Origin of the sequence: Rhodoferax sp. (genome assembly GCF_028714215.1) — a bacterium.
Taxonomy (GTDB): domain Bacteria; phylum Pseudomonadota; class Gammaproteobacteria; order Burkholderiales; family Burkholderiaceae_C; genus Rhodoferax.
Genome location: NZ_JAQTMS010000083.1, coordinates 1 through 14,605, shown reverse-complemented (window position 1 = coordinate 14,605; position 14,605 = coordinate 1). Strand labels below are relative to the sequence as shown.

Sequence of the window (14,605 nt, the reverse complement as noted above, 5' to 3'; positions counted from 1 at the left end):
GAGTGGAAATTCACCCGCACCGACCTCAATGCCATGATCGCGCGCATGCGTGCTCGCTGGGCCAAGAGCCAGTCTCTGAAGCTGGGGGCCTGAAAAATACGTGTGCGAACTTCCGAAATGGACTACTAAGCGGGTGGCGAACACACCTTGACGCGTTGGGTGACTGCGCCAGCGACGACGCGGAGAAAGATGTGCGCACGGCTGCTCGGCCATGCCGACAACGAAGCCGCTTTCACGCTGGCGGTTCGAGTTGCCGAATACAATGAAAACTGGTGTTTAATAAACGTTCGTTAAGCTCAAGGCAAAAGGCCGCTTTAAAACTTCAGAGTTCGTCATTCCGGCGAAGGCCGCAATCCGGGTATGTTCAACCGCCCAGACACCGGTTTTTGCCAGTGTGCCGAATTTTTAGAACTGCCCTGTCATGATTCACGGAATGCCCAATAGGCGACTTTGTTGCATGCGGATTAACTGAACCACTTTTAGGAGGTAAACCATGTCACGTCTATTCTCGAAGACCACGCTGGGGCCACTCACATTGGAGAATCATCTGCTCATGGCGCCGATGACGCGCAATCGCGCCACCGGCAACATCCCGAACGAGCCGATGGCGCAGTATTACGCGCAGCGGGCTACTGCGGGGCTCATCATCACCGAAGGCACCTCGCCGTCGCCCAATGGGCTGGGCTATCCGCGCATACCGGGGATCTTTTCTGCCAAGCAAATAGCAGGGTGGAAACGGGTCACCGATGCGGTACATGCCCGGGGCGGCAAAATGTTCATGCAGTTCATGCAGTTCATGCACTGCGGGCGCATCGGCCATCCGCTCAATCTGCCCCAGGGTGCACGCGTGCTGGGGCCGTCGGCCGTGGCAGCCGTCGGTGACATATACACCGACGCCGAAGGCATGAAACCCAATGCCCTGCCGCAGGCGATGACCGAGGCCGACATCAAGGCCACCATCACGGAGTTCGCCCAGGGCGCGAAGAACGCAGTGGCAGCGGGATTCGATGGCATCGAGCTGCACGGGGCAAACGGTTATTTGCTCGAACAGTTCATTCGCCCGAACTCGAACCAGCGCACGGACAGCTATGGCGGCGCCATCGAGAACCGCGCGCGCTTCGTGCTCGAAGTCGTCGACGCGGTCATCAAGGCCATCGAAAAAGACAAGGCCGGCATACGCTTGTCACCCTTCGGTGTGTTCAACGACATGCCATGGTATGACGCGATGCAAGCCGATTACAATTGGCTGGCGCAACAACTCAACGCACGCGCACTGGCCTACATCCACCTGGTCGACCATTCGGCCATGCGGGCGCCCGCCGTCCCGGACGCCATGAAAGCGACATTCCGCCAATTATTCAAGGGCACCCTGGTTCTCTCCGGCGGCTACGACGCCGCGCGCGCCGAAGGCGACTTGGTGGCGGGCAAGGCCGATCTGATCGCTGTGGGGAGACCGTTCCTTGCCAACCCCGATCCGGCCACGCGCTGGCAGGCGGGCGCGGCTGTGAATACGCCGGATATGAATACGTTTTATACGCCCGGACCCAAGGGCTATACCGATTACCCGGCGCTAGGTTAATCGTGCTGGGATCGTGAAGCAAGGGTATAAGAATGGCTAGACCAGCTTTCAGGCATACGCGCGAGGAAATCCTCGGGCTGTCAGTTCCGCTCTTCGCAAAGGTCGGATTTGACGGGGTATCGATGCGTGATATCGCGGCTGCTGTGGGTGTGACACCCGCCGCCCTTTACCACCACTTTTCGGACAAAGCGCAACTCTGTCTGGCTGCGGTTGGCTATGCCTTCGAAGAAAAAGTGGGGCCCTTGAAGTCCCTTCTGGAAGGTGGAGAAAAACCCTGGGATCGGCTCGAAGCGTTCGTCGTCGATCTCACGCGCATGCTCGCCAGGGAGAAAGACTTCAGACGCCTGATGCAGTGGGTACTGCTGGACAACGATGAGCAGCGCCTGCAGAGCCTGGCGGACTGCGTCTTTCGGGACCTGTTCAACTTACTGCACAAGCTCGCCGATGAGCTCGCCCCGGGCCGTGACGCCCACCTGCTGATCGTTTCGATGTTCGGCCTGGTGATCTACCCTTTTGAAACCCAGTCGGTGCGGCGGTTCCTGCCGGGCTACCAGCAACAGCACGAAGACCCCGAAGCCATTGCGCGGCATGTCATCGGCTTGCTGCGCAATGGTCTTGGCATAAACAACAAGGTGACGTCACATGAACACCCGACTCAGGGCAAACGTGCGGAGCAGACGTTCCTGCTCCATGACTGCAAGGAGAAGAGGCGATGAAACTGCAAAAATGGTTGATTCTGTCTGCATTGGTGGTGGGCGCAAGTGCGCAGGCTACGGAAGAACCTGTGGCAAAGACGGTCGAGCCGGCCAAGGCGTCCGTGCTGCAGAAAGCGGAGGAAGGCGCGAAGAAAGCGGCCGAGGAAGCCAAAGAGGCAACGCGCAAAGCCGCGGAAGCCGCCCAGCGGGCTGCAGAGAAGGCTGAGCAGGCCGTCGGTGACGCCTCGCAGAAAACTGCGGAAGCCGCCCGGCAGGCGGCGCGGGAGGCCGAGGACGCCGCCAAGCTGGCGGCACGCAAGACGGCGGAAGCCACTCGCAAAGCGACTTCAGCCACCAAAGAGGCGGCACGGAAGGCCGAAGAAGCCGCTAAAAAAGCAGCCGTAGCCACCAAGGAAGCTGCGCAAAAGGCCGGGGAAGCCGCCAAAAAGGCGGCCAAGTCGGGCAAGGAGACCGCGCAGAAAGCCGCCGTTGCCACCAGGGACGCCGCACAGAAGGCCATGGAAGCCACCCGGGAGGCTGCCGACAAGGCGCTTGAGGCAACCAGGGAAACGGCTCGGAACGTCAAGGATGCCGTGACGAAGTAATCCTTGGTGAGCGGACTGCCTGCCTGCCCGATAAGTTTTCACTTCGTTGCGCTTTTACTTTTACTTTTACTTTTCATCACTGATCGAGAGGTTTTCCATGTCTGAATACAACACACCCGGCTCCACGAGCAAAGACAAACTGATCGCCGACATGAAGCGCATCGTCGCCGATGCCGATGAGCTCCTGCGCGCAACCGCAGATCAAGCGGGCGAAAAGATCGTCGGCTTGCGCACCCGCCTTGAGGCAAACCTGAAAGCGGCATCAGGCCGATTTGCCGAGTTCGCGGCCACGGACGTCGACGAAACCACGCAAGACATCCGGGACGCGCTGCAAAAAATCTCGGACGCGACCAATCAAGCGGCTGAAGCCGCCAGCGAAGCGGCGCACAAGGCCGAGGAATCGGTCAAAAAGGCGGGCGAGTCCGGAAAAGAGGCGGCCCAGCACGCCGCGGCAGCCGCCAGGGATGCAACCCAGAAAGCAGTTGCAGCCACCAGGGAGGCTGCCGACAAGGCATTGGCTGCGATGAAAAATTGGATGTAATGAGGGGAATGGTCCATAAGGCCAAAGGCGCCATCAACCAGTACGTCCTTGCAAACACGCCCCGCCCGCATCGGTGGGCGGGGCGTGTGGAAGACATACACCCCGGCGACGCTTTCCCACCCGGCGACAGGTATTTGTGATGCGCAGCACCAACATGACATCCAGTTATTCAGGTCACCCCTTCAAGAGGATCACCATCATGCAAAACGAAACAGTCAACACCATGGGCGGCGGCAACGATGCAGCGATGCTCGAAGCCGAAGTGTGTAGCGCCGTCGAGCAGGGGCACGATGTACAGAAAATTGTGCGGCAGCTCACCTTGCGCAGGATCAATGCGCGCTCGCTCGACCTCGAATCCCTGCGGCAGATCGCGCGCGCCGTGCTGCGCGGCGCACGGGCAGGCGCGCGAAAGGAGTTGCAGCAGTCAGCGGCACAAACCGGCATCACACGAGTACACCTCAAAAGGGCTGTCGCCGGGCTGGACGCGGCGCTGGCGCAGTTGGCCGAAGCTTCCAAACTGGCGCTGGAAGAAGCGGCGGCCCGGGCGCAGACATTTTCCAGAGAAGACCTCTCCCGCGCACGCTCCGATCTGGAAAGCCTGGAAGCGATGTTTCTCGAAACCATGCAAGCGTCGGCCTCAGGAGTCACGGATGTAGGGCAAGAAATCCTCTACGACCTGGTTACGCATACCCGCATTCATGGTTCTGCTGTGGGCAGACAGTTGAGAGAAACCTTGCCCGTCATTACACAACAGCTTGACACCGCAGGACGCACTCAGGTTGGGGCTGGGCTGCATCTGGCACAGGCCACTTCCGACCTGTTGCGCCAAATCGCTGCCGACGTGCTCACCGGCCTGGCCGATCACACCAAGCCAGGTCATTCCCAAGGCAAGGGCGACTGATGCTGTGGCAGGCACTGACGACGATGCGCGACCTCGGTCGCCTGCACGACATCGCATCGATCCTGATCCGTTACGGCTTCGGTGACATGGTGCGCCGGATGGGGCTGGCCAATGCGCTGGAGCGGGTCGGGCGGGCGTTACACTGGAACGAAGCAGAGGAACTGGCTCATCTAGAACCGCCCGCCCGGATGCGCCGTGCGCTGGAGGAATTGGGGCCGACCTTCGTCAAGCTCGGCCAGGTGCTGGCTACCCGCATCGACCTGTTCGAGCCCGAATGGATCGCCGAATTCGGCAAGCTACAGGACAGCACACCCGCTGCTCCCTGGGCCGACATCCGTCAGCAACTTTGCGAGGACTTGGGCGCACCGCCCGAGGAGGTGTTCGCCGCCTTCGACTCCGAGCCGTTGGCGGCGGCCTCTGTCGCGCAGGTACACCGCGCGCGCCTGGAGGACGGCAGCGAAGTGGTGGTCAAAGTGCGCCGGCCCGGCATCCGGCCGGTGATCGAAGCCGACCTGCGCTGGCTCGCCAGACTGGCGAAACTCGCCGAGGAGGAAAGTCCGGAACTGCGCGCCTTTCGCCCGCAGGAAGTGGTGCGCCAGTTTAGCCAGTCGCTGCGGCGCGAACTCGATTTCGCTGGCGAATGCCGCAATGCCGAGCGCATCGCGGAGAATTTTGCCGGGTATGCCGACAAAGACGAGCCCACCGGCGATACCTCTGCCGAAGCTGCGCCTGAACCGCCCCCGGCGCTCCCAATCATCGTCATTCCCAGCGTCTATTGGCAGTGGACCGGCGAGCGGGTGTGCGTGCAGGAATTCATAGCCGGCATTTCCGGGCGCAAGCTTGCCGCAGTCGACCAGGCCGGCCTCGACCGCAAGGTCCTCGCCCGTCGGGGCGCGCACGCAGTGTTGAAGATGATTGTCGAGGACGGCTTCTTCCACGCCGACCCACACCCCGGCAACGTGTTTTACCTGCCCGGCAACCGCATCGCCTTCATCGACTTCGGCATGGTCGGAAGGCTCACCGAGGTGCGCCGCGACCAGTTGACCGGCCTGCTGCTGGGGCTGGTCAAGCACGAGCCGCGCCGCGTCGCCGACGTGATGCTCGACTGGACCGGCGACGGTGCCATGGACGAGGACGGCCTGCTTGTGGAAATCCAGACTTTTGTGCGGCAGTACCATGGCGTGGCGCTCAAGCAGCTCCGGCTCGGCGCCATGCTCTCCGACCTGGTGGCCATTTTGCGTCAGCACCAGTTGGCATTGCCGCCCGACCTGAGCTTGCTGATCAAGGCCTTCATCTCGCTCGAAGGCATGGGCCGCGAGCTCGACCCCGACTTCGATATGGCCGGTGAGGCGATGCCTTTGCTGGAACAGGCGTTGCGCGCACGTTATACACCCACGGCTCTCCTCCAGCGCGGCTGGCGCGGAGTCAGCGAGACGCTGTCGCTGGTGGCCGGTCTGCCCCAGGACATCTCCCGGCTGCTGCGCGCTGCCCGGCGCGGGCGGCTGGAAATTCACATTGATGTCACGCACCTCAAGCGCGTCGGCAACCAGCTCGACAACGCCGCCAGTCGGCTGACGGTTGGCATCGTCATCGCGGCGCTCATCATCGGCTCCTCCATCGTCATGACCGTACCCGGTGGCCCCACCTGGCTGGGGCTGCCCTTCTTCGGCCTGCTCGGCTTCGTCGGCGCCGTCATCGGCAGCATTTGGCTGCTGCTGTCGATCTGGCGCAGCGGGGGAAAGGAATGAGCGTACCGCAGACCTGGGGCGTGGACCCGCTTATCGTACTGGCGCTGGTGGCCGCATTCACCCTGCTGGCTGCCCTGGTATGGCTTGCGCTGCGACGCGGCCGGGCGCGGCGCAGGGCGGCGGACGCACCGGCGGCGGGCGATGCCGGGGCTGCCCAACCCCGCAAGATCGTCATTTTCTACTCGTCCATCGGCCACGGGCACATCAGCGCCGCGCAGGCCATCGAGCAGGAAATCGGCCGACTGGCGCCCGACGTGCGCGTGGTTCTGCAGGACATCCGCGAGTTCATGCACCCGCTCTGGCGCTGGGTCGATGAGCGGCTCTACTGGTTCATCGCCGACAATCTCCCGGAAAGCTTCGACGCGCTGTTCCATGCCCTGCAGGCGCGCGGCAAGCGGGTGCCCTCGCTCGCCTGGCTGTCCAACGACTACCCGGAAGACAAGGTGCGCGCCTTTCTGGAGGCGCAGGCGCCCGACGCGATCCTCGCCACGCATTACGGATCGGCGCAGGTGCTCGGGACCTTGCGCGAGCGGGGTCTGCTGGCGCAGATGAAGATCGGCTGGCTGCACACGGACTTCTTCGAAGGCTATTTCCCGCGCATCTCGAAGCGCATCGACCGCACCTTTCTCGCCCACCCCGAGCTGGAAGCGCGCTGGCTGGCCGCCGGCGTGGCACCCGAGAAGGTCACCACCAGCGGCATGCCGGTGCGCGCTCCGGCCGACGACGGCAGAACCCGGGAGATGGATCTCACGGCGCTGGGGCTCGACCCGAATGTGCCGACTGTTCTCATCACCTCCTGCAAGGAGGGGGTCGGCGACTACGCGCTCGTGGTGGAGAGCCTGGCCCGCCACCACCAAGGCCCGCTGCAGATCATCGCCGTCTGCGGCGCCAACGCGCGGCAGCAGGCGCTGCTGAATGTGTTGCGGACGGCGCTGCAAAAGCGCCTGCCGGACCCGGTGACGCTGAAGGTCTGCGGCCTGGTGCCGCACGCCGACCTGCTGGCCTGGATGCGCGCGGCGAACCTGTTGATCACCAAGGCCGGCGGCATGACGCCGGCCGAGGCCTTTGCCGTGGGCACGCCGACGATTTTGCTGGACGTGGTGAGTGGCCATGAGCGGGAAAACGCCGCCTTGTTCGTCCGGCTGGGGGTGGCCGAACTGGCCGACACCCTGGCGCAGGCGGGCGAACTGGCCGCCGCCGTGCTGGCAGACCCGCAGCGGCAGGCGGCAATGCGCCGCGCCCAGCGCGCCTTTCACGACAATGCCGACCTCGGGCGCATCGCCCGCTTCGCGCTCGACCCGGCCTTGCCCGCGCCTGGCCTGGCGCCGGACTTCGGCGCCGAGCACGGCAGCGCCGTCGATGGCATCGAAGCGGCGCTGGCGCGGCTCCAGGCCGAGACTCCCTGCGACATCGAACTGCTGCTGTCCTACTCGACCGCCAAAACACCGCAGCGCGTGGTGCTGGAAAACCCGTTCGGACACATTGCCATCCGCGTCGACGCCACCGTCTACAGCGCCAACTATATTGCCGTGCCGGGGCATGACCCAAACCTGCTGCAACACGTGACGCTGGCCGACTACCTGTACGGCGTGCAGCCGCTGTCGCCGTCGCAGGTACACACCAACACCTACGGCATGGCCTATGGCCGCGAAACGCTCGGCTTGCGGGTGGCGGGCGTGGCGGCACAGCGCAAGGCGGCCATGGTGGCCGAGGCGCACCGGATCGAGGGCGAGTTCCGGCAAGGCCGCCTGCTGTGGGACCGCAGCGAGTTCAATTGCGCCGACGTTGTGGTGCGCATCCTGCGCGCGGGCGGCTATGACCGCTCGCCACCGCTGGGGCGGCAGTGGCTGCCGCTCATGCCGCTGGACATTTTCGAGGAGGCACGCCAGGCTTGCCAGGAAGACGCTTCCTTGCGCATGGAACTGGTGGCCTACCGGCAGGTGCCGGGCGCCCAGGCAGCCTATCGCTTTTCGCGTTTTCCGCTGTCGCTCGGACAACCGCTGCGCTCGGTGGCGCGGGCGCTGCGCGAGGCGCCGCGCGAACCCCTCGAAGCGGCCGCGACCAAACAGCTGACCGGTTATTTCGGCGACCAGCAACTTTATTTCGAGGACCTGCGCGGCCACGGGTCTGGCGCCCTGGCCGACGATCCGACGCATTTCAGCCGCGTGCAGCGCAGCCTGGCCGACGCCCTGGCGACCGACCTGCGGCGCCTGCTGGCGGCCCAGGCCAGACGGCCGCTGCAGGAGATCGGGCGCCTGGGCGAGCTTGACGGCGCCCAGGACATCCGGCACCTGCTGGAGCGCAGCTTGGCGCTGGCGCGCATCGCCACCGAACGGGCCGACGAGGTGCTGCAAGACCGGGGGGCGCGGCGCATGCGGGCGCTGTTCACCGAACTGGTAGGCGAGTACGGCCGGATCGGCGCATGGCGCATGCGGCGCCAGGAGATCGAGGCCTATCTCAAGCGCTTCCAGGTCTTCGAGGCCGCCGTGGGGCGTGAATTCCCGGCCCGCCCTGGCGCGCGACCCGCGCGCGCCACGACGCTTCAGCGATCACTGCGGTACGGTATCCGGCGTCTGCGCCGGTGCGTCGGTGGGCGGCACCGGCCCGCCGGTCATGGGCCGGACAAGGAGGCCAGCCAATGAACGGACCACAAACCGGCAAAGCCCCGGCAACGGATCTGGTACCGCTCACGCGACCCCGGATCGGCCTGGCGCTGGGCAGCGGTTCGGCGCGCGGTCTGGCGCACATTGGCGTGCTGCGCGCCCTGAAAGAGGCAGGCATCACGGTCGACCTGGTGGCCGGCACCAGCATGGGGGCGGTCATCGGTGCCGTTTTCGCCGCCGGCAAGCTCGACGGCCTGAGCGCCAGACTGCGCAATCTCGACTGGCCGGGCATCGTCGCCCTGCTCGACCCGGTATTTCCCCGCTCGGGGCTGATCGACGGCCAGCGGGTCGCTCAATTCGTGCGCGCCCACGTGCCCAGCGCCCATATCGAGAGCCTGTTGCTGCCCTTTGCCGCGGTGGCCACCGACCTCATGACGGGCGAGGAAGTGGTGGCCACGACAGGCGACCTGACCGAGGCGGTGCGCGCCAGCATCGCCGTGCCCGGCATCGTGACCCCGGTGCGCAGCAACGGCCGCGTTCTGGTCGATGGCGGGCTGGTCAATCCGGTGCCTGTGAGCGTGGCGCGCGCCATGGGCGCCGACCTGGTCATCGCGGTCGACCTCAACCACGACATCGTGACGGGCCGACTGTCCCGCCCCGCCGTCCACGCCAATGGCAGCGGCAATGGCAATGCCCATACCCCCATCATGGCGCGCCTGCTGGAGAGCCTGCAGGCCATCAACAGCCCGGTGCTGGCGCAGTTCGAGGCCTGGCTGCACAAGGCCCCTCTGGAGCCGCTGCCAGGCATTTTCGAGGTGCTGCTGGCCTCTCTCTACATCATGCAGGCGCGCGTCACCGAAGCCGACCTGCGGCACACCCAACCCGACCTCCTGATCCAGCCGCCGCTGGGCGCGGTGCGCTTCATGGAGTTCGACCGCGCCGAAGAAATCATCGACATCGGCTACCGCAGCGCGGCCGAACAACTGGCCCATTGGCCCATAACGCCAAGCCATGAATGACAAGCATCCCATGAACTTTGCCGAGACCGTGATCGCCGGCGTCCACACCGCCGTGGCAAGCACCCTGACCTGCGAGGCTGTGCCGGTCCGCGGCGCCCTGCGCCTGCTGCTGTCGGGCCAACACACGCCGATCCGGGCACTGGTGACCGGCAGCCTCCATGCGGGGCAGCCGGGCATCGACGCCGGCACGGCGCTGGACCTGATCCACATCAGCCTGCAGCAGTTGCATGCCCACGTTGACGCGACGACCGGCGCGTCCGCGCTGCTCGGCAACGCCGCCACCGTGCTGGCGGGCGACTACCTGACCACCGGGGCCTTTCGCCTGCTGGTGCGCTGCGCCGACCTGCGCGTCCTGACCTTGGTTTCCAAGGCGGTCAACCGGGCTTCGGAGCTGGAGGCCACCCAACTGGGCCTGGCTCCAGATGCCCGAGACGATCCGTCGCGGCTGTTGCAGACCCGGCAACAACTGGCGGCACCGCTGGGCGAAGCGGCCGGTGCTGCGGGCGCCACCCTCGCGGGCTACCCGGAGCCGCTCGCCGGCACGGCCCGGCGCTACGGCAAATACCTCGTTTCGAGCCACGTTTTGCAACAGGAAGCCGATGCCATGGACATCTCCGAGGCGCGCACGGCCCTCCATCATGCCGCGCTTGATCTGTGCCGCCAGGCAACGCGGGAAGCGCGGGCCATCGCCACGGCCACAGGCAACGAACGCCCGCTCGAACTGGCTGAACTGATCGCGGCCAGCCTGGGCGCGAAGGCATCGGCTTGTAAACCCAAAATCAGTACCTCAACCGCATCATGAAAAACCTTTACGTGAAAAAAAGAAAAAACAGGCTCCCGCTCCTGGCACCGCTGGCGCTGGCCTTGCTCCTGGCCGCCTGCGACAAAGCGCCGCCAACCCCTGCCGCATCGACGACGACCAGCCGCTCCCTGCCGCTCATGAGCGCATCCGCCGGGGCGCCGCTCGAATACATGGCGGTCGGCTCGGTGGTGTCGGACCAGCGCGTCGAGGTTGCCTCCCGGCTGAGCGGCTATATCCGAGAAATCGTCGTGCAGGAAGGCGACCGGGTGCGACGCGGACAGTTGCTGGCCCGGCTGGACGCGTCGGACGTGGAAGGCGGCATCCGCCAGGGCCAGGCGGCAAGCGGCGCGGCAGAGGCGGCATTGCGCGATGCACAGATTGACCTGGAGCGCTTCCAGCGTTTGTTCGAGCGCGGCAGCGTCTCGGACAACGAATTGCGCAAGGTGCGCCTGAAATTCGAGGCCGCGCGCGAAGCCCGTAACCAGGCGCGCGCCGGTCTGGACACGGCGCTGGCTCAGCGCGCCTACGCCGAGATCACCAGCCCGGTAGACGGCGTGGTGGTGGCGCGCCAAAAACGAACGGGCGATCTCGCCGTGCCCGGCGCGCCGCTGCTGACCCTGGAGTCGGGCCGTGGGCTGTTGTTCGAGACTTTCGTGGCCGAAGGCCAGGTCGCCGCCATCACGACCGGCAAGCCGGTGCAAGTCAGCATCGACGGTCGGCCCGCGCCCTTGCAAGGCACGGTGAGCCGGGTGGTGCGCTCGGGCGACCCGGTTTCGCGCAGCTACCAGGTCAAGATCGCCCTGCCTGAGGCGGCGGGGCTGATGCCCGGCATGTTCGGGCGCGCGGCTTTTGCACTCGGGGCAAGCCCGGCGCCGCTGGTGCCCAGGCGGGCGCTGGTCGAGCGCGGCGGGCTCACCGGCGTCTTTGTGGTCGATGGCGAAGGCCGGGCGCGTTTTCGCTGGCTGCGCATTGGGCGCGAATGGCCCGATCAGGTCGAGGTGAGCGCCGGCCTGGCCGCCGACGAGCGCTTTGTGGCGGCACCTGTGCCCGCTCTTCTTGACGGCGACCTCATGACCGCCGCGAAGGAGGCGCGATGAGCGACCCCAAGTTCAACAGCGCCGGGCGCCTGGCGAACCTCTTTGCCACGTCCAAGTTGACGGTTCTTTTCATGCTGGCCTGCGCCCTGCTGGGGCTGCTGGCCGTGACGCTGACCCCGCGCGAGGAAAACCCGCAGATCGTGGTGCCAGGCGCCCAGGTATGGGTAGCGCTGCCCGGTGCCTCCGCCGAGGAAGTGGAAGAACTGGTGATCCGCCCGCTGGAGGGCATCGTCAAGCAGATTGCCGGCGTCGATCACACCTACGCGACTGCCGTGAATTCGATGGGCGTGCTGATGGTGCAGTTCAAGGTCGGCCAGGACAAGGAGAAATCCCTTGTCAAACTCTACGACCGGGTGCTGGGGCAGCGCGACCGCCTGCCTGCGGGCGCGGGCGAGCCGCTCATTCGCAGCGTGGATGTGGACGACGTGCCCATCGTCACCGTCACGCTGGCCTCCGAAATCTACGACGACTACGCCCTGAAACGCCTGGCCGACCGACTGATGGAGGGGCTGCGCAGCCTGGACAAGGTCTCGGCCATTTCCGTCAAGGGCGGACGCGACCGGGAGCTGCGCATCGAGTTGGACCCGCAGCGACTGCAGGCCTTTGGTGTCACGCTGGACCAGGTGCATGCCACACTGAGCGCGAGCAATGTCGCCGCGCCCCTGGGCACGGTCGTGCAACAGGGACAAAACCGCCAGGTGTTCCTGGACGGTTTTCTGAACTCGGCGCAAGACCTCCAACGCGTGATCGTGGGCAGCCACGCCGGGCGCCCGATCTATCTGGGCGATGTGGCACAGGTCATCGACGGCCCGCCGCAAGAGCGCACGCACCTGAGCCGTCTGGCATTTGGCCCGGCCGATGCGCGCTTTGGCAAGGCGCAGCAGGCGGAGATGCCGGCCGTCACGCTGGCGGTGGCCAAGAAAGCGGGCACCAACGCTGTCTTCGTTGCCGACGACGTGCTCGATCGCATCGAGCGGATGAAGGCGCAATTCGTACCGGCGGGAGTTGAACTGATCGTTACCCGCAATGACGGCGAGAAGGCGGATGCCGCAGTGACCGGGCTGATCGAGCACCTGGGCATCGCGGTGCTGGCCGTGTTCCTAGTGACCGCCGCGTTCCTGGGTCTGAAGGAGGCCCTCATCGTGGGCGTGACCGTGCCGCTGATCCTGGCCCTGACCCTGGGCGCGGCTTACCTCAGCGGTCTGACCATCAACCGGGTCTCTTTGTTCGCTCTCATCCTGTCGCTGGGGCTGCTGGTAGATGGCGCGATTGTCGTGATCGAAAACATCCACCGCAGCTACAGCCGTCTGGGCAAGCAGGACAAACGCCTGGTCACGGTGCAGGCCACCAACGAAATCGGCAACCCCACCAACCTGGCGACGCTGGCGGTCATGCTGGTGTTCGGCTCGCTGCTGGTGGTCAGCGGCATGCCGGGGCAGTATTTCTACCCGGTCGCTTTCAATGTGCCGGTCGCCATGGCGGCCTCTCTCCTGGTGGCCTACGCGGTGGTGCCCTGGGCCGCCAACCGCTGGCTCAAGCCCGGTGAAGGGCACGACCTGGAAGACCACGACACCCATGACCGCCTGCATCGTTTCTACTGCGCTGTCATGTCGCCGCTGGTCGATCGCTCGCGCAGCCGCTGGCTCGTTTTCCTGTTGGCGGGGTTGGCCATTGCCGTGTCGCTGCTGCAACCAGCCTGGCAGTTCATACGCCCGGCCGGTTTGGGCGGGCCGCAGTCCTGGTTAGGCGTCGAGCTGGCCATGATGCCCAAGGACGACAAGAACACCTTCAACATCACCCTGGACATGCCAGAGACCGCGCCGGTGGAGACGACCGACCAGTTCGCGCGCGAAGTCGGTGCGCTGCTGCGCGAGAACGCCTACGTTCGCAACTACCAGAGCTGGATCGGCGAGGCCGGCGTGATCGACTTCAACGGTTTGCTGCGTGGTTCCGGCAACAAGCAAGGGGCGCATGTCGCCGAGATCCGCGTCAACCTGCTGAACAAGGCTGATCGGAGCAAGACCTCGATCGCCATCGTGCGCGAGATGCGGCCCACGCTGCAGGCCATGGCTGCGCGTTACCCCGGCAGCACCGTGCAGTTGGTGGAAGACCCGCCGGGGCCGCCGGTGCGCGCCACCGTGCTGGCCGAAATCTATGGCAAGGATCCGGCACAGTTGCGCGCGCTTTCCGCGCAGGTCAAGGCGGCCTTCCAGCAGACGCGCGACATGGTGGAGGTGACCGACTCAGAGGCCCAGGACGTCTACCAGTACCGCCTGACGGTGGACCGGGAAAAGGCCGCGCTGTCCGGACTGAGCGTGGCCGAAGTAGCGGTCGCGCTGCGTCGGCTGATCGACGGCGAGGAAATGGGCCGGGCCCGCATCGCTGGCGAGAAGAACCCGGTGCCCATCCGCTTGCGGATTCCCCGGCGCCACCAGATCGATCCCGCGCTGCTGGCACGCGTGTCTGTGGCCAACCGGCAGGGCCAGCGCGTGCCGCTGTCCGAGCTGGTGCAGGTCGTCCCCGGCTCAGTCGACCGGGCGATCTCGCACAAGGACGGCGAACGCGTCACCTACGTTGGCGGCGAGCTCGAATCCACCGCACCTGTGTACGCCGTGCTCGACCTTGACCGGCGGCTGGACGGCCTCGTGCTCGCCGATGGCCGCCGGCTCACCACCGGCAACTTGCGCCTGAACCCGGTCGCGCCCGATACCCTGGAGGGCCCCCGCCTGCTATGGGACGGCGAGCTGCGCATGACGCTGGATACCTACCGCGACATGCTGGGCGCGCTGGGCCTGGCGCTCACCTTTATCTTTCTGGTGCTGGTGGCCTATTACCAGTCGTTCAGCCTGCCGCTGGTCGCCATGGCGGCGATCCCGCTGGGACTGGCAGGCATCTTTCCGGGGCACTGGCTCATGGGGCAGCCCTTCACGGCCACGTCCATGATCGGCATCATTGCGCTGGCCGGGGTGGTGGTGCGCAATTCGCTGCTCATCATCGATTTCGTGCTGGATTACC

The 14,605-nt window shown here is 65.6% G+C and carries 11 protein-coding genes; all 11 read left to right on the top strand.

Annotation, left to right across the window (positions count from 1 at the left end; translation table 11 throughout):
• Positions 1–493: 493 nt before the first annotated feature.
• Entirely contained in the window at positions 494–1,579 is a 1,086-nt protein-coding gene (locus tag PHS32_RS23270; RefSeq protein WP_301081857.1) for an alkene reductase, read from the top strand.
• Between the two features lie 32 nt (positions 1,580–1,611).
• Complete coding sequence (locus tag PHS32_RS23265) at positions 1,612–2,295, top strand: TetR/AcrR family transcriptional regulator (protein WP_301081855.1); 684 nt, start codon at positions 1,612–1,614, stop codon at positions 2,293–2,295.
• Complete coding sequence (locus tag PHS32_RS23260; RefSeq protein WP_301081853.1) at positions 2,292–2,879, top strand: hypothetical protein; 588 nt, start codon at positions 2,292–2,294, stop codon at positions 2,877–2,879. Before PHS32_RS23265 ends, PHS32_RS23260 begins: the two co-directional genes overlap by 4 nt.
• Positions 2,880–2,976: 97 nt before the next feature.
• Complete coding sequence (locus PHS32_RS23255) at positions 2,977–3,420, top strand: DUF883 domain-containing protein (protein ID WP_301081852.1); 444 nt, start codon at positions 2,977–2,979, stop codon at positions 3,418–3,420.
• A 139-nt stretch (positions 3,421–3,559) separates the two neighbouring features.
• Positions 3,560–4,321 (top strand): DUF6781 family protein, encoded by a 762-nt coding sequence (locus PHS32_RS23250; RefSeq protein WP_301081851.1) that lies wholly within the window; start codon positions 3,560–3,562, stop codon positions 4,319–4,321.
• Positions 4,321–6,069 (top strand): AarF/UbiB family protein, encoded by a 1,749-nt coding sequence (locus PHS32_RS23245; RefSeq protein WP_301081850.1) that lies wholly within the window; start codon positions 4,321–4,323, stop codon positions 6,067–6,069. The genes PHS32_RS23250 and PHS32_RS23245 overlap by 1 nt, the downstream gene beginning before the upstream one ends.
• A complete protein-coding gene (locus PHS32_RS23240; RefSeq protein WP_301081849.1) occupies positions 6,066–8,711 on the top strand; it encodes a glycosyltransferase in 2,646 nt (881 codons plus the stop codon). The genes PHS32_RS23245 and PHS32_RS23240 overlap by 4 nt, the downstream gene beginning before the upstream one ends.
• Positions 8,708–9,691 (top strand): patatin-like phospholipase family protein, encoded by a 984-nt coding sequence (locus PHS32_RS23235; RefSeq protein WP_301081848.1) that lies wholly within the window; start codon positions 8,708–8,710, stop codon positions 9,689–9,691. The genes PHS32_RS23240 and PHS32_RS23235 overlap by 4 nt, the downstream gene beginning before the upstream one ends.
• Positions 9,684–10,493 carry a polyprenyl synthetase family protein gene (locus PHS32_RS23230; RefSeq protein ID WP_301081846.1) on the top strand — a complete coding sequence of 270 codons (810 nt, stop codon included), beginning with the start codon at positions 9,684–9,686 and terminating at the stop codon, positions 10,491–10,493. The genes PHS32_RS23235 and PHS32_RS23230 overlap by 8 nt, the downstream gene beginning before the upstream one ends.
• A gap of 11 nt (positions 10,494–10,504) precedes the next feature.
• Positions 10,505–11,590 carry an efflux RND transporter periplasmic adaptor subunit gene (locus PHS32_RS23225; RefSeq protein WP_301081844.1) on the top strand — a complete coding sequence of 362 codons (1,086 nt, stop codon included), beginning with the start codon at positions 10,505–10,507 and terminating at the stop codon, positions 11,588–11,590.
• Positions 11,587–14,605, top strand: a 3,019-nt coding sequence (locus PHS32_RS23220) for an efflux RND transporter permease subunit (RefSeq protein ID WP_301081843.1), incomplete at its 3' end; no start/stop codon positions are given. The genes PHS32_RS23225 and PHS32_RS23220, both read left to right, overlap by 4 nt.